Origin of the sequence: Streptomonospora salina, from assembly GCF_014204715.1 — a bacterium.
GTDB classification, from domain to species: Bacteria; Actinomycetota; Actinomycetes; order Streptosporangiales; family Streptosporangiaceae; genus Streptomonospora; species Streptomonospora salina.
Genome location: NZ_JACHLY010000001.1, coordinates 1426075 through 1447224, shown reverse-complemented (window position 1 = coordinate 1447224; position 21150 = coordinate 1426075). Strand labels below are relative to the sequence as shown.

Sequence of the window (21150 nt, the reverse complement as noted above, 5' to 3'; positions counted from 1 at the left end):
GGGGTTGTGTCCCGCACCCGGTGCGGGGGCCGGCGGTGGCTTCCGCGCTCGGCCGCCCGGAACGCCGGCGGTGCCCGCGCCGGGTGCGGCGGTGCGGCCCGGGGCCCCGCCGCGGCCGGCCGGCAGGGGGAACGGGTCCGCCGCATCCCGCGCTGCACCCCAGGGGCGTCACGCTCCGTGGCCGTGTCGTGGTGCCGCGTTCCGGCGGCGAGTAGTGCTAGTTTCGTCTGCACCGCGGTCGTCCGGCGGCCGCCACAGCAGCAGAAGCCGACAGCCCAGCGCCGAAACGCCGACCGCCCCCGCCGGCTCCCCACCGTCGGCGCGCAATCCGAGGAAGGCACCTGACACGCCGTGCGTGAGTACGCGCTCACCTTCGTCATCGCCTTGGCGGTCACCCATCTGCTGACGCCCTTCGTGCGGCGAGCGGCGATCGCCTTGGGCGCTGTGCCCCCGGTGCGCGACCGCGACGTGCACAGCGAGCCCATCCCGCGGATGGGCGGGATCGCCATCTACGGCGGGTTCGCCGCGGCGATGCTGATCTCCTATCGGCTGCCGCACCTGCAGGACGTCTTCGTCTACAACACCTGGCGGGGTCTGCTGCTGGCCGGTGCCCTGATCATCGTCATCGGCATCATCGACGACCGGTGGGGGATGGGTCCCGTCCCCAAGCTGGCCGGGCAGACCCTGGCGGCGGGGATCATGGTGTGGTCCGGGGTGCAGATGCTCTGGCTGCCGGTTCCGGGTACCCAGCTCTCGCTGGGGCCGTGGCTGGGAGCTCTGGTCTCGATCCTGCTGATCGTGGTGACGATCAACGCGGTGAACTTCGCCGACGGACTCGACGGCCTGGCCGCGGGGATCGTCGCGATCTCCTCGTTCGCGTTCTTCGCCTACTACTACGTGGCCGCCGTCGACCAGGGCTTCGAGCGCCAGTCCTACCCGGCCATGATCGCGATCATCCTGGCCGGGGTGTGCATCGGGTTCCTGCTGCACAACTTCAACCCCGCCCGCGTCTTCATGGGCGATACCGGCGCGATGCTGCTCGGGCTGCTGCTGACGTCGATCACCATCACGGTGACCGGACAGTTCTACCCCGACGGCCGCACGAGCGTGCACGGCGTCGCGCTGTTCATGCCGGTGTTCCTGCCGCTGCTGGTCATCGCGCTTCCGCTGGCCGACCTGGTCCTGGCGGTGGTGCGCCGCACGATGGCGGGCAAGTCGCCGTTCGCCCCCGACAAGAAGCACCTGCACCACCGCCTGCTGGAGTTGGGCCACTCCCATGCCCGCGCGGTGCTGCTGATGTACCTGTGGGCCGCGATCATCGCGTTCGCTTCGGTTTCGCTGTCGGTCTTCGACACCCCGTTCGTGGTGCTGGCCGTCACGCTGCTGGTGGCCGCCTGCGCAGTGGGGCTTATCACCCTGCCGCGGCTGCGCCGCCGCAGCGCTGCCGCGCGTTCCTCCGCCGCAGCGGCGAAAGCGGAGTCCGCGGCGCCGGGTCCGCCGGGGTAGCGGGCGGAGATGGTGCGTACGCCGGCGACGCCGATCGGAACGGGAGGTCGAATCCAGCCCAACGGCACATGACCCGCGGCTCCCAAGCTGCGGCGACATATACGGCGACCTGCGACGACAGTCGGTGATCTCGACTCCGCGCGAGCGGCAGGGGTGACCGGAGGGGCCACCCGTGCTCAGGGGTCCGAATCCTTGTGATAGCTTTCACGAGCAAGCACCCCACAGCACAGCCACCGGAGTCTCTTACATGCAGGAACACGACGCCCGGATCCTCCGCGGCGCCGCGATTCCCACGGCCGCCGTCGCGGTAGCGGCGGCAGTCGCATCCTCGGTCGCGGCGGGTGTGGCAGGACTGATCGGCGCCGCTCTGGCGGCGGTAGTCGTCCTCGCGTTCTTCGCCGTCTCCGCGTTCGTCATCGCCCGTACTGGGCAGCGCCATCCCCATCTGCTGCTGCCTGTCGCCTTCCTGGTCTACACGACCAAGATCGGCGTCCTGGCGGTGGCTCTCGTGCTCTTCGGCGGCACCACGGCGTTCCACCACAACGCGTTCGCGCTGACCGCTCTGGCCTGCGTGGTCACCTGGCTCGCCGGCCAGGCGACCGCCGGTCTGCGGGTGCGTCGGCTCACCGTGGAGCCCGTTTCCGACGGCACCGGGGACGCGGGCACCGAGGACTCTCCGGCCGGCTCGGGTGTGGGGGGCGGACGGTGAATCCGGTGAAACCACCCGTATGGGGTGATGTGCGAACAAGATTCACCTGCTGCTATCTTCCGGAGCGAGACGAAGGACCGTGCGGGCGTCGGCGATTCCCCCGGAACGCCGAGCACCGACGGCGCGATGTTCTTCACCTGCCTGCTGGGAGACGCACTCCTGCGGGGCGGCGCGGGGCGGTCGGCGAACCGGGTGCCGGGGCCGACCGCAGTGTGACCGCCGGTCCGTGCGCTTCCCGGCCGGTGCGGCGCGATCGGTCTGATCGACGCCCGTTTTTTCCGGTCCTGAGTGTCCAGTCCGGTCGCCGGCCTCTCCACGCGAGCGGCACGGTACCGCCCAATACATCGAGGATTGAGTTGCGTCACGACGAATGGGTTCGCCTGAGCTACGCCCACTTCATCGCTGAGGGAACCCCTGGCCGTGTAGCGAGCGAGGAGCGGTGAACCAACAAAACGACGTGTCCGCCGGGCTGCACAGTGCCGCGTCCGAAGAAGGCTGCCACATCTTCAACACCCACGGATGCGGTTTCGACCCTCCGGGGGTCAGCCTGTTCTTCCCCGAGCCCTACCTGGATCTCGGCATCCCCGGCACCGCGGGCATCACCAAGTACTTCGTAGTCCTGATCCTGGCCCTGCTGATCTCGGCGGGATTCTGGTACTTCACCACGCGCAACGCCAAGGTCGTGCCCGGTCGCGGGCAGAGCCTGGCGGAGATGCTGGTGGAGTTCATCCGGAACCAGATCACCCGGAACACCATGGGCAAGGAGGGCGACAAGTACCTGCCCCTCATGGTGACCCTGTTCATCTTCATCTTCTCGATGAACATCATGGGCCTCATCCCCATCCCCGGGCTGCAGCTGCCGGTGACCACCAGCCTGGCGATCCCGGTCATGCTCGCGCTGTTCGTCTACCTGATGTGGAACGGCGCCGGTATCCGCCGCAACGGGACGGTCGGGCACTTCAAGGCCCACCTGGTCCCCGGCGGCGTCCCCAAACCGCTGCTGATCCTGGTCACGCCCATCGAGGCGCTGTCCAACTTCGTCATCCGCCCGTTCACCCACGCACTGCGGCTCTTCGCGGTCATGTTCGCCGGCCACCTGCTGCTGGCGGTCTTCGCCGCGGCCGGGTTCTACATGTTCAACCCGCTGACCGAGATGGGCGGCGCTCTGGGCGCGGTCTCGGTGGGCTACTCCGCGCTGGCCCTGATCGGGTTCCTCGTCTTCACCGTCTTCGAGCTGTTCATCATGGCCGTCCAGGCTTATGTGTTCGTTCTGCTCTCCTCCGTCTACATCGGTCAGGCGGTCGAAGGCGCGCACTAGGGGAAGCCCCGGCAACGTGCGCGCAAGCTGTCACCCCAGTCCGCAAAAGGGCAACGTCCGCAAAAGGGCAACGCCAGACCGGCGGCACCTGAATCCGTCGGCGTGTTTCGAGTAAGGGAATTCAATGGAAATCACCGGTAGCCTCGCGACCATCGGTTACGGCCTCGCCGCCATCGGCCCCGGCATCGGCGTCGGCCTCATCTTCGGCATGGGCGTGCAGGCCATCGCCCGCCAGCCCGAGGCCCGCGGCGTACTGCAGACCCAGATGATCTTCGGCTTCGCCGTCGTCGAGGCGCTGGCCATTCTCGGCTTCGTCCTCGCGCTCATCCAGGGTTAGAAACGGCCAGCAACGCGGAGGAGATGCCAGCCATGAATCTGGCAGCCGAGCAGGAGAGCATCCTGCAGATCCACTGGGACGAATTCACTTTCGGTGCGATCGCCTTCATCCTGTTCGCCCTGGTCGTGTACCGGATGTGGCCGCGACTGACGTCCGCACTCGACGAGCGGGCGAACCAGATCGAGGGTGGCATCGAGCGCGCCCGCAAGGCTGAAGCGGAGGCGGAGGAAGTCCGCCAGCAGTACCGCGAGAAGCTGGACGAGGCGCACCGCGAATACGCCCGGGAGCTGGAACAGGCCAAGGAGCAGCGCGCCTCGATCATCGCCGAGGCGCGCGAAGAGGCCCAGACCGAGGCGCAGCGGGTCCTCGACGCCGCCCACGCCCAGATCGAGGCCGACCGCCAGCACGCGTTCGCTCAGCTGCGCAACGAGATCGGCACACTGTCGACCGATCTGGCCGAGCGCATCGTCGGCGAGCAGCTCGGCGACAGCGCCGCCCAGAACCGCGTCATCGACCGGTTCCTGGACGAGCTGGAGCAGAGCGAGAACGCCTCGCAGGCCGAGGCGCGCTGATGCGGGGCATCAGCCGCGCCTCCCTGGACGAGGTGACTCAGCGACTCGGCACCGTGCTGGAGTCCGCCGACACCGCGGCGCTGGGCCGCGAGCTCTTCGAGGTCGTGGCCCTGCTCGGACGCGAGCACGGGCTCCGGCGGTGGCTGGCCGACCCGGCCAACACGGCCGAAGCCAAGTCCGGCCTGATCGGCGAGCTGCTGGAGTCCCGAGCGTCGCCGTCGACCGTCATGGTGGTCGGCGACGTCGTCGGGGCCCGGTGGTCGCGTCCGCGCGACCTGGTCGACGCGGTCGAGCGGGCGGCCGTCTTCGCGACGATCGCCCGCGCCGAGACCGAGCAGCGGCTCACCGGCCTGGAGGACGAGCTCTTCCGGTTCACCCGGGTGCTCGCCGGCCAGACCGAGCTGCGTGCGGCGCTCACCGACGAGACGGTCCCCGACGTCCGCAAGACCGCGGTCGTGGAGGAGCTGCTGGCGGACAAGGCCGATCCGGCGACGACCGCGTTGGTCACCCAGGCGGTGACGCATCCGCGGGGTCGTACCCTGGAAGACGGCTTGGAGTACTTCGGGCGGCTCGTGGCCGAGCGTGCGCAGCGCTACGTGGCGCTGGTCCGCACCGCGGTCGCACTGAGCGAGGACCGGCAGGAGCGGCTGCGCGCCAGCCTTTCCCGGGTCTACGGGCGGCCGATCCACCTGAACATCGACGTCGACCCCTCGATCGTGGGCGGCGTGTCCGTCCGCATCGGCGACGAAGTCATCGACGGCACGGTCGCCGGGCGGATCAGCGACGTTCGGCGGCGCCTAGCCGGCTGAGGCGATGATCCACCCCCAAGCAGAATGCACCGGCGCCGGGGAACGCGGCGCCATACGAGAGCAAGGACATACGTGAGATGGCGGAGCTGACGATCCGGCCGGATGAGATCCGGAACGCGCTGCAGCGCTTCGTCCAGTCGTACGAGCCCGACGCCGCCGCGCGCGAGGAGATCGGCACCGTCACCTACACCGGTGACGGGATCGCGCGCGTCGGCGGCCTTCCCTCGGCGATGGCGAACGAGCTGCTTCAATTCGAAGACGGCACTCTGGGCCTGGCCCAGAACCTGGAGATCGGCGAGATCGGTGCCATCGTCCTCGGCGAGTTCTCCCAGATCGAGGAAGGCCAGTCGGTGCGCCGCACTGGCCGGGTGCTCTCGGTGCCGGTGGGCGACAACTACCTGGGCCGCGTCGTGGACCCGCTGGGCAACCCGATCGACGGCCAGGGCGAGATCGAGACGACCGAGCGCCGCGACCTGGAGGTCCAGGCCCCCTCGGTCATGGAGCGCCAGCCGGTCGGGGAGCCGATGCAGACCGGCCTCAAGGCCATCGACTCGATGACCCCGGTCGGCCGCGGCCAGCGGCAGCTGATCATCGGCGACCGCCAGACCGGCAAGACCGCGATCGGCGTCGACACGATCATCAACCAGAAGAGCAACTGGGAGTCGGGCGACCCGGACAAGCAGGTGCGCTGCATCTACGTCGCCGTCGGCCAGAAGGGCTCGACCATCGCCGGTGTGCGGGGGGCACTGGAGGAAGCCGGTGCGATGGACTACACCACCATCGTCGCGGCCCCCGCCTCCGACCCGGCCGGCTTCAAGTACCTCGCCCCCTACACCGGTTCGGCCATCGGCCAGCACTGGATGTACGACGGCAAGCACGTGCTGATCGTCTTCGACGACCTCACCAAGCAGGCCGAGGCCTACCGGTCCGTATCCCTGCTGCTGCGCCGTCCGCCGGGCCGCGAGGCCTACCCCGGCGACGTCTTCTACCTCCACTCGCGCCTGCTGGAGCGCTGCGCCAAGCTCTCCGACGAGATGGGCGCGGGGTCGATGACCGGCCTGCCGATCATCGAGACCAAGGCCAACGACGTCTCGGCCTACATCCCCACCAACGTGATCTCCATCACCGACGGCCAGGTGTTCCTGGAGTCCGACCTGTTCAACCAGGGCCAGCGCCCGGCGATCAACGTCGGCGTATCGGTCTCGCGTGTGGGCGGTTCGGCCCAGACCAAGGCGATGAAGAACGCCACCGGTTCGCTGCGACTGGGCCTGGCCCAGTTCCGCGAGCTGGAGGCCTTCGCCGCCTTCGGTTCGGACTTGGACGCGGTGTCCAAGGCGCAGCTGGAGCGCGGCGAGCGCCTCATGGAGGTACTCAAGCAGGGCCAGTACGCGCCGCTCCCGATGGAGAAGGAGGTCGTCTCCATCTGGGCGGGCACCAACGGCCAGCTGGACGACGTCCCGGTCGAGGACGTGAGCCGCTTCGAGAGCGACTTCCTCGACCACCTCTCGCGCGAGCACCCCAAGGTCCTCGACAACATCCGCGAGAGCGGGAAGTTCGAGCCCGAGACCGAGGCCGCCGTCAAGGACGCCGTCGCCGAGTTCAAGAAGACCTTCCAGACCTCGGCCGGCACCGTGCTGGGCTCGGAGGAAGAGGCCGAGGCGCTCGACGAGTCCGAGGTCGGCCAGGAGACCATCAAGGTCGCCAAGAGCAGCGGGAAGTAGCCCAATGGGAGCACAGCTTCGCGTCTACCGCCGGCGGATCCGATCGACGAAGTCGATGGCGAAGATCACCCGCGCCATGGAGCTCATCGCCACCACCCGCATCACCAAGGCACAGCGGGTGATGCAGGCGGCCGAGCCCTACGCGCGGGAGATCACCCGCTCGGTCTCCGCCGTGGCCCAGCGGGTCTCGGACCACCCGCTGCTGGAGGAGTCGGAGAACCCGACACGGGCCGCCGTCCTGGTCATCACCAGCGACAAAGGGCTCGCCGGCGCCTTCACCGCCAACGCGATCAAGGAGTCCGAGCGGCTGCACACCCTGCTGCAGAACCAGGGCAAAGAGGTCCTGCAGTACGTGGTGGGCCGCAAAGGCGTCACCTTCAACGAGTTCCGGAAGCGTCCCATGGAGCGGACCTGGGAGGACATCACCGAGCGTCCGACGTATCAGGACGCCAAGGAGATCGCCGACGTGCTCATGGAGCGCTTCACCCGGGACACCGAAACCGAGGGCGGAGTGGACGAGATCCACATCGTCACCACCAAGTTCGTCTCGATGCTCACCCAGCACGCGGCCTCCCATCGTGTCCTGCCGCTGGAGGTGGAGGAGGTCGAGCCGAAGGTGCTGGAGGCCGAGCAGGGCGCCCAGCCGCTGTACGACTTCGAGCCCTCCGCCGAGGAGGCGCTGAACCAGCTGCTGCCCCAGTACGTGGCGAACCGGATCTATTTCGCGCTCCTGGAGTCGGCCGCCTCGCAGCAGGCCTCGCGCCGCAACGCGATGAAGGCGGCCACCGACAACGCCGAGGAGCTTGTCCAGACCCTGACCCGCCAGGCCAACCAAGCCCGCCAGGCGGAGATCACCAACGAGATCAGTGAGATCGTCGGCGGTGCCGACGCGCTCGCTGGTGCCAGCGCGGGAAGTGAGTAAGAATTGACTGCGACTGCTGAAGGGACGGCCGCGCCTGGCACGGCCACCGGGCGGATCGCCCGGGTCACCGGCCCGGTCGTCGACGTGGAGTTCCCGGTCGGCGCCCTGCCTCCCCTGAACCACGCCCTGGAGACCGACGTCGTCCTGGGCGGCGAGTCCAGGACGGTGACCATGGAGGTCGCCCAGCACCTGGGTGACAACCTGGTGCGCACGATCAGCCTGAAGCCCCAGGACGGCCTGGTCCGGGGGGCCGAGGTCCGCGACACCGGCAGCCCCATCAGCGTGCCGGTGGGCGACGACGTCAAGGGCCACGTGTTCAACGTCCTGGGCCAGCCCCTGGACGTGCCCGAGTCCGACTTCGAAGGCAAGGAGCGCTGGCCGATCCACCGCCAGGCTCCGCAGTTCGACCAGCTCGAGTCCAAGACCGAGATGCTGGTGACCGGTGTCAAGGTCCTCGACCTGCTGACCCCCTACGTGCGGGGCGGCAAGATCGGCCTGTTCGGCGGCGCCGGTGTCGGCAAGACCGTGCTCATCCAGGAGATGATCACCCGTATCGCCCGCAACTTCGGCGGTGTGTCGGTGTTCGCCGGCGTCGGCGAGCGCACCCGTGAGGGCACCGACCTCTTCCTGGAGATGGGCGAGATGGGCGTCCTGCCCGACACGGCCCTCGTGTTCGGCCAGATGGACGAGCCGCCCGGCACGCGTCTGCGCGTGGCGCTGTCCGGTCTGACCATGGCGGAGTACTTCCGCGATGTGCAGAACCAGGACGTGCTGCTGTTCATCGACAACATCTTCCGCTTCACCCAGGCCGGCCAGGAGGTCTCCACCCTGCTGGGCCGTATGCCCTCGGCAGTGGGCTACCAGCCCAACCTGGCCGACGAGATGGGCCAGCTCCAGGAGCGGATCACCTCGACGCGGGGCAATTCGATCACCTCCATGCAGGCGATCTACGTCCCCGCGGACGACTACACCGACCCGGCGCCGGCGACCACGTTCGCCCACCTGGACGCCACCACCGAGCTCTCGCGGCCGATTTCGCAGAAGGGCATCTACCCGGCGGTGGACCCGCTGGCGTCGACCTCGCGCATCCTCGACCCGCAGTACGTGGGCCAGGAGCACTACGACGTCGCGCAGCGGGTCATCGGGATTCTGCAGCGCAACAACGACCTGCAGGACCAGATCGCGATTCTGGGTATCGACGAGCTGTCCGAAGAGGACAAGATCATCGTCGAGCGGGCGCGCCGCCTGGAGCGGTTCCTGTCCCAGAACATGTTCGTCGCGGAGAAGTTCACCGGCAACGAGGGCGTGTTCGTCCCGCTGGAGGAGACCATCGCCTCGTTCAAGGCGGTCTGCGACGGCGAGTACGACCACCTGCCCGAGCAGGCGTTCCTCGACGTCGGCAACATCGAGATGGCCGTCGAGAAGGCCAAGACGCTGCAGGGCTAGACGTTCAGCGGGGCGCGGCCGGCTACCCGGCCGGCCGCGCCCCGTGCGACCGCCCACTAGCAGAGGAGTTTGTGGCAGTGTCGAAGAAGCTTTTCGTCGAGATCGTCTCGCCGGAGCAGGAGCTGTGGGCCGGCGAAGGCGATATGGTCATCGCTAAGACCGTCGACGGTGAGGTCGGTGTGCAGCCGGGGCACCAGCCGATCCTGGCGCTGCTGGCGCCGGGGTCCGTGGTCCGGGTGCAGGGCGCCCGCGAGACCGGTGAGGTGCGGGCGGCGGTCCACGGCGGGTTCATGGTGGTGACCCTGGGCGACCGGGTGTCCATCATGGCCGAAACCGCCGAACTGGCCGAGGACGTGGACGTCGAGCGCGCGAAGGCCGCGCTGCGCGGCGCCGAGCCCGAAGGCAGCCTGGTGGAGGACGAGGACGCCCAAGCCCGGGCGGCGCGGGCGCGCAGCCGCCTGCAGGCCGCCGGAGCGAGCGCATGAACGGCGCCGGAAGGCGCTGAGCGGGGAGAGTGCGCCGGTGGAGGAGCTGATATTCGGCCAGCCGTGGTTCAGAGCGGCGGAATGGCTGTTCATCGCGCTCCTCATCGTGACCGTTGCAGCGCTGCTCGCCGTCACGGGCCGCCGCTACTTCCTGGAGCGCAGCGGGGGCGCCGTCGAGTGCTACCTGCGGTCCGGGGGCGGAACCCGGCATGTTCCCTGGCGTATGGGGCTCGCCCGCTACGGGAGCGAGGAACTGCGCTGGTACCGAGTCTTCTCACTGTGGCCGCGGCCGGCAGCCGAGCTGTCGCGCCGCGGCCTCGTCGTTCTGGGACGGCGCCGGCCCACGCCCGGAGATCTGCGTGAATTGACGCTGGACCTGGTGGTCATCGAGGTCGGGTGGGTCGGCGCCGACGGTTCCGACCCCACCGAGCCGGTCTACGAGCTGGCGATGAGCGACGGCGCGCTGACCGGGTTCCTCTCGTGGCTGGAGTCGATGCCGCCGGGGACGCACTGGCAGTCGTGAATCCGCTCAGAGCCGGTGCCGGGCACGGCGCGGGACGAATCCGCGGCCGCCCGCCTAGGGTGGCGGCATGATCGTTGCATTCTCCGTGAGTCCGATGGGATCCGGCGACGACTCCGTCGCCCCGGCGGTGGCCCGCGCGGTACGCGTGGTGCGCGAAAGCGGGCTGCCCAACAGCACAGACGCGATGTTCACCAGCGTCGAAGGCGAGTGGGACGACGTGATGGACGTCGTCAAGCGCGCCGTCGACGCCGCGGGGGAGGGGGCGTCACGGGTCAGCCTCACTCTCAAAGCCGACATCCGCGAAGGCGTCGACGACGGCCTCACCGGAAAGGTCGAGGCGGTCGAGCGCGAGCTCGGCGGGGCCTGACGGCGCCGGGCCTCCGGGCCTCCGGGCACCGTGCCCGGCCTTTCGAGACGTGCGGTGCGGCGGGGGACCGGTCCCCCGCCGCACCGCACTAGGGCCCGCCCGGCGTCCTCAGCGGTGGCCTCCCGGCTTCCACAGCACCTCCGAGCCGTCCTGGCCCAGCACTCGGCACAGGATGAACAGCAGATCGGAGAGCCGGTTGAGGTAGCGCGCCGTCAGCGGGTTCACGCCGTCGCCGTACTCCTCCAGCGCCGCCCAGGCGCCGCGTTCCGCGCGGCGCGCGACCACGCGCGCCTGGTGCATCAGTGCGACGGCGGGTGATCCGCCCGGCAGCAGGAAGCTCCGCAGCGTCGGCAGGTCGGCGTTGTAGCGGTCGCATTCCTGCTCAAGGCGGTCGACGTAGGCCTTTTCGACACGCAGCGGCGGGTACTCGGCCTGCTCCTCCTCGTCGGCCGGTGCGACCGGGCAGGACAGGTCGGCGCCCAGGTCGAACAGCTCGTTCTGGATCCGGGTGAGTACGGCGCGCACGTCGTCGGAGACGGCGTCGCCGCCCATCGCGAGCGCGGTCCCGATGGCGGCGTTGGCCTCTTCGACGTCGGCGTAGGCGATCAGGCGCGTATCGGTCTTGGCGGTGCGGCTCATGTCGCCCAGGGCGGTGGTTCCGTCGTCGCCGACGCGCGTGTAGATCTTCGACAGCACGACTGGGGTGTCCGAGTCCGGTTTGGTCATGGGCCCACTCTAGGCGGCGGCGCCCGGCGGCCCCGGGGCGCGCGGGTCCCGCACCCTGGTGAGGGGCCCTTCCGGGGCGGCCGATCCCGGTGGGGTCCGGGGGCTTCACCGGGGCGCCGATCGGCCGCAGGAGCGCCCGCGGGCGGGGATCCGGCTCCCCGCCCGCGGGCGCGTCCCGATGCGTGCGGCGGTCGGTTACCGCAGCCAGAGGTCTCCGACCTGGTCGGGCCGGAACTCCCGGTCCCGGAAGGTCCGGGGAGCCACGCCGTTCACCGGGAGGGTGCTTTCGGAGTAGGTCTCCACGGCGTGGGCCACGCCGCCGGACAGTTCGTCGATCGCCCGCCAGTTGACGTTGTCGATGTCGTCGGCGGGGGTGTGGTAGTTCGGGTCGAAGTCCTCGCCGGCGGTGCCGCCGTAGTCGTCGGCCTGGTCCTCGGTCTTGGTGCCGTCGCCGCCGCTGAACAGGCCGCCGGAGGCGATGCCGGCCTCCATGAAGGCGCTGTAGTCGGAGCGGCCGCTGAACTCGGTCGGCTCGGCGGCCAGCCCCTCCTGCTCGAAGTAGTCCTCGAACGTCTTCTGGATGGCGCCCGACCCCGAGGGCGGCGGCAGCGATCCGTCCAGCTCACCGCGGCCGTCGTAGACGAAGCGGCCGTAGTTGGGCGAACCGAGCATGTCGAAGTTGAGGTAGAGCGCGATGCGCTCGCGCTCCTTCTCCTTCAGCCCTTCGACGTATTTCGTGGAGCCGATCAGCCCCTGCTCCTCGGTGCCCCAGAAGGCGAAACGCACCCGGTTGTTCGGTCCGCCCAGCTTGGCCAGCTGCTGAGCCGTCTCCAGGACGGTCGCGGTCCCGCTGGCGTTGTCGTTCATTCCGGGGCCCTCGGGCACGCTGTCGAGGTGGGCGCCCACCATGACGACGTTGTCGCGCGCGCCGCCCTTGGTCTCGGCGACGACGTTGTAGGACGTCTCCTCGGTGACCGAGGCGTCGACCCGCACGCGCAGCTCCAGCCCGTCGCCGGCCGCCGCGAGCGCGTCGCCGGTCTCGGCGGTGGAACCCACCGTCGGGATGGCCGACTCCTCGCCGACCGTGCCGAGCAGCGCGCCCTCCTGGTTGTTGGCGATGACGATCCCGGCGGCGCCGGCGTCGGCGGCGTTGGCGGTCTTGGACGTGAACGTGCAGCTGCCCCGCTTGACGACGGCGACGGCGCCGTCGGGGAAGCCGGCGAAGTCGTCGGCGGTGCAGCCGCTGTCCTGGCTGTCGTAGTCGACGGCGACCCCCGCCCCGGTGACGTCGCCCGCGGTCGAGTAGGACATGGTGGCGAAGTCGTCTTCGGGCGTGAATTCGCGGTGCTCGGGGGAGAGCTGCGTGAGGACGGGCTCGGAGTGCTCGTCCCACATCTCGTAGTCGTATTTCTCGCGCTTGGGGCGGTATCCCGCGCGCTTGAGCTGGTCGGCGACGTAGTCGGCGGCGACGTCGTACCCGGGGGTGTTGGTGGCGCGGTTGCCGCCGTTGTACTCGGCGATGGTGCTGAGGTTCTCGACGTGCTCGCGGATGCCGTCGGTGGTGACCAGAGTCGGCAGTACGGCTGCGTCGGCGTTCGCGGTCCCGGGGGCGAGCCCCAGGCCCAGCACCAGGGCGACCGAGGCGCCCGCGGAGGCGAGGCGCTTGGCGCTCGGCGGAAGGTGCCGCCGGGTTTCGGGGGATCGTTGGCGTGTGGGCACTGGCGTCCTCCTGCTGCGTGCCCCCGTCTACTCGGGGTGATGAGACGGGCGCGATTCGTGCGAAGTATCGGGAACTCTGTCACTGCCGTACACCCGAGAGCAAGGTGATACGCCCGGGATTGCCGCATCCAGCCAGAGATCTTCCGCCGTGCCGGAGTTGTGTGGTGTCATAGACGGTTCGCCGAGCACCGGGGGCGGGGCCCCGCTGGACGGCGCGGGGTGTGTTCGGCGGCAAGCGGGCGCACGCGCTGCGCGCATCCGGACCCGTCGCCGTGCCCCTGAGGGGGCCGGTTCAGCGGACTCCCGGATCCCGGAGGCGGCTCAGAACAGGCGCGGGGTGTCGGGCTCGATGCCGCGCAGTGCGTCGTAGTCGAGGGTCACGCACCCGATGCCGCGGTCCGAAGCCAGTACGCGGGCCTGCGGCTTGATCTCCTGGGCGGCGAAGACGCCCGTGACCGGGCTGAGGGAGGGGTCGCGGTTGAGCAGTTCCAGGTACCGGGTGAGCTGCTCGACGCCGTCGATGTCGCCGCGCCGTTTGAGCTCGACGGCCACGGTGGCGCCCGCGCCGTCGCGGCAGAGGATGTCGACGGGGCCGATCGCGGTGGGGTACTCGCGGCGGATCAGGGTGTAGCCGTCGCCCAGCGTGGTGATGTGCTCGGCCAGCAACTCCTGCAGGTGGGCCTCGACGCCGTCCTTCTGCAGCCCGGGATCGGCGCCCAGCGTGTGGCTGCTGTCGTGCTGGATCTCCTCGATGCGCAGCACCAGCTTCTCGCCGGACTTGTCGTGGGTGACGGTCCAGATCCCGGTGCCCGCGTCGTCGGTGGACTCCCTGACCGAGCACGGCGGGTTCATCCAGTTCAGCGGTTTGAACGCGCGGTCGTCGGCGTGCACCGAGACCGAGCCGTCGGCCTTGAACAGCAGCAGCCGCGGGGCCATGGGCAGGTGGGCGGTCAGGCGTCCGACGTAGTCGACGCTGCAGCGGGCGATCACGAGTCTCACGCTGCACGATCCTAACCACGCGCGCGGGGCGGTGCGGGCCGGACGGCGCGGGCGCCCTGCGCCGGTGGAGCGCGCGCCGTCCGGCGCGCGGACATCGGTGCCGCCGATTCCCTCGAACCGGTGGCGGCTAACGGTAATGAAAACTATTTTCGTATAGCGCCGGGGGTAGCCAGGTGTGGCTCCCCGGCCCCGTGACGCTGAGCGCACGGATCACTAACGTCGCCACCGGTGTGCGAGAGCGCCGGCGCCGCACGGCCCAGCCCGCGGCGTTCGCGTCTCGCCCCGGTCGCCAACGAGAGAGGGACGTCCATGTCGCTGACGGTTTCGCCGGAACTTCAGAGCAAGGCCGAGCAGGGCCCCGTCGACAACACCGACTTCATCGCCTGCATCCGCGAATCGCTGCCCTACGCCTGGAGCGTGGTCAGCGGGCTGGCCGAGCGGGCCGCGGCCGGCGACGCCGAATACGAAGCCAACGAGGTGCCCCCGCCCGGCGAGACCGAGCGCGGTCAGCTGCTGCGGCTGCTGGCCAGCGACGCCATGCGCGACGCCGTGGAGCGCCACTTCGGCATGCGGCTGGCCTTCCAGAACTGCCACCGCGTCGCGCTGTTCAAGCCCGGCGCCGACGCCGCCCGCGAGGAGTTCACTTCGCCGCGCGCCCAACTGCTCAACCAGTCGCCCGAGCTCGTCGACTGCTGACCGGCGCCCGCGGTCCGCGGAGTGCGGAATCCGCGGCGCCGGTTCCGCGCAGAACCGGCGCCGCGGTGCCGGTTCTGCGGCGGCGTCCGTGCGCGAGCGCCCGCGGGCGACCGCGTAGGGTGGTCGCATGGAGGAATTTGACAAGGTCGGAGTGGTCGGTCTGGGCACCATGGGCGCCGGCATCGCCGAGGTGTTCGCCCGGGCCGGATTCCAGGTGTCGGGGGTGGAGATCGACGGCACCGCCATGGAGCGCGGCCGCGATCACGTGCGCAGATCGCTGGCGAAAGCGGTGGATAAGGGCAAGCTCGGATCCGAGGAGCGCAGCGGCATCCTCGACCGCATCGCCTTCACCACCGACCGCGAAGATCTGCGCGACGCCGACTTCGTGGTCGAGGCCGTCCCCGAACGCATGGACTTCAAGCGCGACGTCTTCACCGATCTCGACCGCATCTGTCCGCCGGGCACGATCCTGGCGACCAACACCTCCTCGCTGTCGGTCACCGAGGTCGCCGCGCTGACCGGGCGTCCCGACAAGGTCGTGGGCCTGCACTTCTTCAACCCCGCTCCGGTGATGAAACTGACCGAGGTGGTCAGCACCATCAGCTCCTCCCAGTCCACCGTCGACATCGCCACCGAGGTGGCCAAGCGCATCGGCAAAACCCCGGTCACCGTCGCCGACCGGGCGGGTTTCGCCGCCAACGCTCTGCTCGTGCCGTTCATCAACGACGCGATCTCGGCCTACGAACGCAAGATCGCCTCGCGCGAGGAGATCGACGCCGCCGTCACCGAGGACGCGGACCTGCCGATGGGGCCGCTGACACTCGCCGACCTCGTCGGCGTGGACGTGTGCCTGGCGGTCATGGACGTGCTGTGGGACGAGTTCCGCATCCAGCGGTACGCGGCGACTCCCCTGCTGCGGCGCATGGTCGCCGCCGGGCGCCTGGGCCGCAAGGCCGGGCGCGGCTTCTACGACTACAGCGGCCCCTCCGACCCCGCCGAAGAGCCGCCGACCGGGCCGCTCGCCCAGGCCGTGCGTTCGGAGAGCTTCGGCTTCGACCTGGCGGCGATGCTGCTCGTCCCGCACGTCAACGACGCGCTGCGGATGGTCGGCGACGGCTACGCCTCGGCCGCCGACGTGGACACCGCCATGCGGTTCGGCTGCGGCTACCCCAAGGGCCCGGTGGAGCTGTTCGAGGAACGCGGCATCCCGTGGTTCGGCGCGGTGCTGGAAGCGCCGACCCCGGCCCGCCTCACCACCGCCGCCGCAGCCCCGGTGCTGCTGGCGATGGAAGTCACCGGGCAGGACAGCCTGCGCTGAAGACCGCCCCGCCGCCGGGCGGCGCCGCCTGCGGGCCCGGCGTGGACCGGGCCGGGGACGGGTGCGGTTCGCGGCTGCCTCTACCCTGGAAGGGTGAGTCCGCGCCGCAATACGCCCCGCCGCCGCCAAGGAGGACGCCGCCCGACCGGCGGCGAGGACGCCGTGTTCAACCGCGTCACCGGAGCCGAGCGCCGGGAGAACGGCCCCGACGGCGAGTGGGCCGTCCGCCGGATCACCGGATCCGCCGCGACCAAGGCCTACCGCTGCCCCGGCTGCTACCAGGAGATCCCGCCGTCCATGCCGCATGTGGTGGCATGGCGGCCGTTCGGCGACGGTCGGGACCGCCGCCACTGGCACAGCTCGTGCTGGGAGCGCCGGGCCGATCGCGGCGTGCGCTATCCGCGGCGCTGACTCCGCGGCCCGCCGGCCCGCCCGCCGGAGCTGAGCCCGCCCCTTCTGCGAACCGAGGACCGATGCAGATCCGCGCCACAACGGTGCTGCCCGCCGAGCGCCGCCCTGTCACCCTGCACACCGCCGACGGCCTGGAGCTCGTCGGCGAACTGGCCCTGCCCGAGGGGCGCCGGCCCGCGGCCACGCTCGTGTGCCTGCACCCGCTGCCCACGGCCGAAGGCATGATGGACAGCCACGTGCTGCGCAAGGCCTCCTACCGGCTGCCGGCGCTGGCCGACGTGGCGGTGCTGCGCTTCAACACCCGCGGCACCGAGTCGCACCACGGCAAAAGCCAGGGCGAATTCGGCGAGGGCGAGACCGAGCGCTACGACGTGGCCGCCGCGATCGAGTACGCCGAATTCGAAGAACTGCCCCGGCCCTGGCTGCTCGGCTGGTCGTTCGGCACCGAGCTGGCGCTGAAGTGGGGCTGCGATCCCGAGGTCGAGGGCGCGATCCTGCTGTCGCCGCCGCTGCACCGGGCCGCCGACTCCGACCTGGACGTGTGGAACGACGCCGGCACACCGCTGGTGGCCCTGGTGCCGGAGTTCGACGACTACCTGCGGCCGGAGGAGGCCCGCGAGCGCTTCGCGCGCGTACGCCAGGCCGAGGTGATCGGAGTGGACGGCGCCAAGCACCTGTGGGTGGGCGAGCCCTACGTGCGCACCGTGCTGAACACGGTCGTCGAGCACGTCGCGCCCGACGCGGCGCCCCTGCCCGTGGAGTGGGACGGCCCGTACGAGCGCGCGGCCTCCGCCGGCTGACGCCCCGCGGACCGGACACCCGACACAGGCAGGCCCCGGCCTCCCGGAGCGATCCGGGAGGCCGGGGCCATTCGCGGTGTCAGGGCCGCCTCCGCCCGGAAGCGGTCCGGCGGGCGGTGACTACTCCTGCCACCAGTCCTCGTCGTCGGCCTTGCTGCCGGACGCGGCGGTGACCGGTTGCTTCTCGGACTTCTCGCCCGCGGACTGCTGATCGTCGTTCTGCGACTCGATCGCCGCGGCCGGCTCGGAGGAGGCCACCTGCGCGGGCGCGGGCGCCGCGGGTGCGGCGGCCGCCGAGGGGTCCCCACCGCCGCCGCCGAGGAGCTGGCGCAGCTGGTCCAGGTGCGACTGGATGCTGTCGCGCTGGCGGCTCATCTCCTCGACCTCTTGCTGGGCGACGCCCATGATGCGGTCGGCCTCGGCCTTGGCGTCGCTGACCAGGTGGTCGGCCTTGGACTTGGCCTCGGCACTGACCTGTTCGGCGTTCTTCTTGGCGTTGTTGACGAGCTGCTTGGCGTGCTGCTCGGCGTCGCGCCGGGTCTGCTCCGACTGGTTGCTGGCCTTGGTGGCCCGCTGTTCGGCGCTAGCGGCCCGCTCCTCGGCCTCGGAGACCAGCTTCTGCGTCGCGGCCTGCGCGGCGGCCAGGCGCTCGGCGTCCTGGCGCTCAGCCTCCTCGCGGCGGCTGGCCAGCTGGATCTCGAACTCGGCCTCTTCCTGCGCGCGCTTGGCTTCGCTTTCCTCCAGCGTGCGCTGGGCCTGGGCCCGCATCTCGTCGGACTGGCGCTTGGCGGTCTGCAGGGTTTCGTCCCGCTCGCGCTTGGCCGAAGCGCGCGCCTGGGCGCACTCGCGTTCGGTGGTGGTGCGCAGCTTGGCGATCTCGCCCTCGAACGTGGCGCGCTTCTCGGCGATCTCGTGGTCGACGGCCGACCGCTTCTTCTGCACCTCGCGCTCGGTGGTGGAGGTCAGCTCCTCCGACTCGCGCTGGGCGGTCGTGCGGATCTCCTCGGCCTCGTTCTCGGCGGAGGAGCGCATCTCGTCGGCCTCGCGCTGGGCCGTCGTGCGCAGGTCGTTGGCCTCGTTCTCGGCGGCCGAGCGCATCTCGGCGGCCTCGATCTTGGCCTCGGACTTGATGTCGTTGGCCTCGGCGCGGGCGCCCTGAACCAGCTCGGTCGCCTGCTCCTCGGCCAGGCGCAGCAGCTGCTCGATGCGGGCGCCCAGCCCGGAATAGGTGGGGCGCTCCTGCTCTTGCAGCTGGTCCTTGGCCTCGGAGAGGTCGTTGCGGCTCTGCTCGGATTCTTCCCGCGCCTGCTGGAGCTCGGTTTTCAATTGGTCGACGTAGCTTTGCACCTGCGACCGGTCGTAACCGCGCAGGACCACGTCGAACTCGGTGGCCTGGTTGCCTTCCTCGAAGAAATTGGTCAGCTGGGCTTCAATATCGGACGACGACATGTGGCGGAATCCTGAACGAGTGACGAGACGGCTACTTACGGGGGTGTTCGTGTCGAGTCGGGGGTGTGTGCGGCCCGGCGTCGGCGCGTGCGGCCGCTCCTCTCGCCACGATCCAGCGGTTTCGCGAGTTGTTCCCGGCGAGGGTACTCCGAGAAGTGCCCCTCCGTGGGCGAGTTCGCTCCTTTGGTAGGGAAGGGAGCGAATGGGCTTTGCCGACGGACGTGGACGCTGTGCGCGGCTTGCCCGACTCCGTAGGCCGTGACGGGCGGGGGACAGGTCGTACCGGAAGTTCCGGCAGCTAGCAGACTTTATCAAGCTCAACGCCCCGCGGAGGAGGGTTCGCGGCATTTCGATCGGGGGCGGCCGCGTGAACGGGGACCGGACGTGCGAGGACTCCGCGGTGACGGATCCGCCGCAGCGGGCAGCCGCACGCGGTGCCGCGTACCGGCGGCGCCGCCGGCGGCCGCGTGCGGCCCGCGGCGCCGCCTTCAGCATAACCGGCGGCGCCCGCACGCGCCCTTCGCGGCAGGAGCGGGAGCGGCAGAGGGGCCGGACCGGGCACCCGCCGGTCCCGGCGCTTCACCCCCGCTCGTCCTCCTCGGGGCCGGCGGCCTGCACCAGCTCGGTCAGCACCCCGCCGCAGTCCTTGGGGTGCAGGAAGGCGATGGACGAGCCCATCGACCCCGGGCGGGGGGCCGCGTCCAGCACCCGCACCCCCGCGCCGCCGATCTCCGCGGACGCACCGGCGACGTCGCCGGTGCCGAAGGCGACGTGGTGCACCCCTTCGCCGTGCCGCGCCAGGAACTTCGCTACAGCGGAGTCCTCGCGGACCGGCTCCAGAAGCTGCAGGTAGGTCGCATGGCCGTCGTCGGTGCCGTTGACGCGCAGCATTGCCTCGCGCACGCCCTGCTCCTCGTTGACCTCCTCATGGGCGACCTCGAAACCGTGCACCCGGCGGTACAGGTCCGCGGTCGCATCCAGGTCGAAACAGGCGATGCCGATATGGTCGATCCGGGTCAGCACGGGCTCCACCTCTCCAGAATCCGCCGAACGACGTGTATGTATCGTGGCAGACGAGGTCGGACAGGAACGCAACGGAGGCTCGTCAAATGCCCGGATCCGTCATCGTCAGCGGGGCGCGGACCCCGATCGGCCGCCTGCTCGGATCGCTGTCCGGGTTCTCAGCCGTCCAGCTGGGGGCTTTCGCGATCGAGGCGGCCCTGCAGCGGGCCGGGGTGCCCGGCGACCGGGTCGACTACGTCGTCCTGGGCCAGGTCCTGCAGGCCGGCCAGGGCCAGATCCCCTCGCGCCAAGCCGCCGTGCAGGCCGGCGTCCCGATGAGCGTGCCCTCGCTGACGATCAACAAGGTCTGCCTGTCGGGCCTGGACGCCGTCGCGCTGGCCGACCAGCTCATCAGCGCGGGCGAGTTCGACGTGGTCGTCGCCGGCGGCATGGAGTCCATGACCAATGCCCCCCACCTGCTGCCCAAGGCGCGCCAGGGCTACAAGTACGGCTCCGTGGAGGTCCTCGACGCCACCGCCCACGACGGGCTGACCGACGCCTTCGACGGCGACTCCATGGGCGCCTCGACCGAGCGGCACAACGCACGCCTGGGCATCGGCCGCGAACAGCAGGACGCCTTCGCCGCCCGCTCCCACCAGCGGGCCGCCGCCGCCATCGAGGACGGGCGCTTCGAAGACGAGATCGCCCCGGTGCGCATCCCCCAGCGCAAGGGCGAGGACCGCCTGTTCGCCGAAGACGAAGGCGTGCGGGCCGAAACCAGCGCCGAGAGCCTGGGGCGCCTGCGCCCGGCCTTCGACGAGGGCGGCACCATCACGGCCGGCACCTCCTCGCAGATCTCCGACGGCGCCTGCGCCCTGGTCGTGATGAGCCGGGCCAAGGCCGAGGAACTGGGCTGCGGGATCCTCGCCGAGGTCGGCGCGCACGGCAACGTCGCCGGCCCCGACAACGCGCTGCAGTCCCAGCCCTCCAACGCCATCCGCCACGCGCTGGGCAAGACCGGCACCGCAGCCTCCGACCTCGACCTGATCGAGATCAACGAGGCCTTCGCCAGCGTCGCCCTGCAGTCGATGCGCGACCTCGGCCTGCCCGAGGACACCGAAACCGTCAACCCCGACGGCGGCGCCATCGCCCTGGGCCACCCGATCGGCATGTCCGGCGCCAGGCTGGCCCTGCACACCGTCTACGAACTCCGCCGCAGGGGCGGCGGGCTGGGAGCGGCCGCCCTCTGCGGGGGCGGCGGCCAGGGCGACGCCCTGCTGCTGAAGGTTCCCGGAGCCTGAGCCGCGCCGCAGGG

Annotated in this window: 22 protein-coding genes; 17 read left to right on the top strand and 5 right to left on the bottom strand. The window is 70.5% G+C overall.

Features of this window, described 5'->3' with window-relative positions; all coding sequences use genetic code 11:
- Positions 1-351 precede the first annotated feature (351 nt).
- The 12 genes from HNR25_RS06465 to HNR25_RS06410 all read left to right on the top strand — a co-directional run bounded on the left by HNR25_RS06465 (position 352) and on the right by HNR25_RS06410 (position 10715).
- A complete protein-coding gene (locus HNR25_RS06465) occupies positions 352-1506 on the top strand; it encodes an MraY family glycosyltransferase (RefSeq protein ID WP_184633802.1) in 1155 nt (384 codons plus the stop codon).
- A 247-nt stretch (positions 1507-1753) separates the two neighbouring features.
- Complete coding sequence (locus HNR25_RS06460; RefSeq protein WP_184633801.1) at positions 1754-2215, top strand: Cg1360 family ATP-synthase-associated protein; 462 nt, start codon at positions 1754-1756, stop codon at positions 2213-2215.
- A gap of 469 nt (positions 2216-2684) precedes the next feature.
- Positions 2685-3533 (top strand): F0F1 ATP synthase subunit A, encoded by an 849-nt coding sequence (gene atpB, locus HNR25_RS06455; RefSeq protein WP_184638909.1) that lies wholly within the window; start codon positions 2685-2687, stop codon positions 3531-3533.
- A 124-nt stretch (positions 3534-3657) separates the two neighbouring features.
- Positions 3658-3870 carry an ATP synthase F0 subunit C gene (gene atpE / locus HNR25_RS06450; RefSeq protein WP_184633800.1) on the top strand — a complete coding sequence of 71 codons (213 nt, stop codon included), beginning with the start codon at positions 3658-3660 and terminating at the stop codon, positions 3868-3870.
- Positions 3871-3902: 32 nt separating this feature from the next.
- Complete coding sequence (gene atpF / locus HNR25_RS06445; protein WP_184633799.1) at positions 3903-4442, top strand: F0F1 ATP synthase subunit B; 540 nt, start codon at positions 3903-3905, stop codon at positions 4440-4442.
- Positions 4442-5251 carry a F0F1 ATP synthase subunit delta gene (locus HNR25_RS06440; protein ID WP_184633798.1) on the top strand — a complete coding sequence of 270 codons (810 nt, stop codon included), beginning with the start codon at positions 4442-4444 and terminating at the stop codon, positions 5249-5251. Before atpF ends, HNR25_RS06440 begins: the two co-directional genes overlap by 1 nt.
- Positions 5252-5328: 77 nt before the next feature.
- The gene (gene atpA / locus HNR25_RS06435; RefSeq protein WP_184633797.1) at positions 5329-6972 is read left to right on the top strand and encodes a F0F1 ATP synthase subunit alpha; all 1644 of its coding nucleotides are present in this window, start codon (positions 5329-5331) and stop codon (positions 6970-6972) included.
- Between the two features lie 4 nt (positions 6973-6976).
- Positions 6977-7894 carry a F0F1 ATP synthase subunit gamma gene (locus tag HNR25_RS06430; protein ID WP_184633796.1) on the top strand — a complete coding sequence of 306 codons (918 nt, stop codon included), beginning with the start codon at positions 6977-6979 and terminating at the stop codon, positions 7892-7894.
- Positions 7895-7897: 3 nt separating this feature from the next.
- On the top strand, positions 7898-9340 hold the full coding sequence (gene atpD / locus HNR25_RS06425) for a F0F1 ATP synthase subunit beta (RefSeq protein WP_184633795.1): 1443 nt from the start codon (positions 7898-7900) through the stop codon (positions 9338-9340).
- A gap of 77 nt (positions 9341-9417) precedes the next feature.
- Positions 9418-9825 carry a F0F1 ATP synthase subunit epsilon gene (locus tag HNR25_RS25710; RefSeq protein WP_184633794.1) on the top strand — a complete coding sequence of 136 codons (408 nt, stop codon included), beginning with the start codon at positions 9418-9420 and terminating at the stop codon, positions 9823-9825.
- Between the two features lie 37 nt (positions 9826-9862).
- A complete protein-coding gene (locus tag HNR25_RS06415; protein WP_184633793.1) occupies positions 9863-10348 on the top strand; it encodes a DUF2550 domain-containing protein in 486 nt (161 codons plus the stop codon).
- A 67-nt stretch (positions 10349-10415) separates the two neighbouring features.
- Positions 10416-10715: an MTH1187 family thiamine-binding protein gene (locus tag HNR25_RS06410; RefSeq protein WP_184633792.1), complete on the top strand. Its 300-nt coding sequence runs from the start codon at positions 10416-10418 to the stop codon at positions 10713-10715.
- A 108-nt stretch (positions 10716-10823) separates the two neighbouring features.
- Here the strand turns inward: HNR25_RS06410 and HNR25_RS06405 are convergent, their stop codons facing one another.
- The 3 genes from HNR25_RS06405 to nucS form a co-directional block, all read right to left on the bottom strand.
- On the bottom strand, positions 10824-11441 hold the full coding sequence (locus tag HNR25_RS06405; RefSeq protein ID WP_184633791.1) for a cob(I)yrinic acid a,c-diamide adenosyltransferase: 618 nt from the start codon (positions 11439-11441) through the stop codon (positions 10824-10826).
- 195 nt (positions 11442-11636) lie between these two features.
- A complete protein-coding gene (locus HNR25_RS06400; RefSeq protein WP_376767473.1) occupies positions 11637-13160 on the bottom strand; it encodes a M20/M25/M40 family metallo-hydrolase in 1524 nt (507 codons plus the stop codon).
- Between the two features lie 321 nt (positions 13161-13481).
- The gene (gene nucS / locus HNR25_RS06395) at positions 13482-14159 is read right to left on the bottom strand and encodes an endonuclease NucS (protein ID WP_184633790.1); all 678 of its coding nucleotides are present in this window, start codon (positions 14157-14159) and stop codon (positions 13482-13484) included.
- Positions 14160-14468: 309 nt separating this feature from the next.
- Here nucS and HNR25_RS06390 point away from each other — a divergent pair, with 309 nt between their 5' ends.
- The 4 genes from HNR25_RS06390 to HNR25_RS06375 all read left to right on the top strand — a co-directional run bounded on the left by HNR25_RS06390 (position 14469) and on the right by HNR25_RS06375 (position 17384).
- Complete coding sequence (locus HNR25_RS06390; RefSeq protein ID WP_184633789.1) at positions 14469-14855, top strand: SCO5389 family protein; 387 nt, start codon at positions 14469-14471, stop codon at positions 14853-14855.
- Positions 14856-14982: 127 nt separating this feature from the next.
- Positions 14983-16173, top strand: coding sequence for a 3-hydroxyacyl-CoA dehydrogenase (locus HNR25_RS06385; protein WP_184633788.1), 1191 nt, complete (start codon positions 14983-14985; stop codon positions 16171-16173).
- 93 nt (positions 16174-16266) lie between these two features.
- Complete coding sequence (locus HNR25_RS06380) at positions 16267-16584, top strand: Rv1322 family protein (protein WP_184633787.1); 318 nt, start codon at positions 16267-16269, stop codon at positions 16582-16584.
- 62 nt (positions 16585-16646) lie between these two features.
- Positions 16647-17384: an alpha/beta hydrolase gene (locus HNR25_RS06375; protein WP_184633786.1), complete on the top strand. Its 738-nt coding sequence runs from the start codon at positions 16647-16649 to the stop codon at positions 17382-17384.
- 120 nt (positions 17385-17504) lie between these two features.
- On the opposite strand, the gene HNR25_RS06370 is transcribed toward HNR25_RS06375, so the two are convergent.
- Both HNR25_RS06370 and mce read right to left on the bottom strand, forming a co-directional pair.
- On the bottom strand, positions 17505-18833 hold the full coding sequence (locus tag HNR25_RS06370) for a DivIVA domain-containing protein (RefSeq protein WP_184633785.1): 1329 nt from the start codon (positions 18831-18833) through the stop codon (positions 17505-17507).
- Between the two features lie 579 nt (positions 18834-19412).
- Entirely contained in the window at positions 19413-19856 is a 444-nt protein-coding gene (gene mce, locus HNR25_RS06365) for a methylmalonyl-CoA epimerase (RefSeq protein WP_184633784.1), read from the bottom strand.
- An 86-nt stretch (positions 19857-19942) separates the two neighbouring features.
- On the opposite strand from mce, the gene HNR25_RS06360 reads away from it, so the two are divergent.
- Entirely contained in the window at positions 19943-21136 is a 1194-nt protein-coding gene (locus HNR25_RS06360; protein ID WP_184633783.1) for an acetyl-CoA C-acetyltransferase, read from the top strand.
- Positions 21137-21150: the final 14 nt, after the last annotated feature.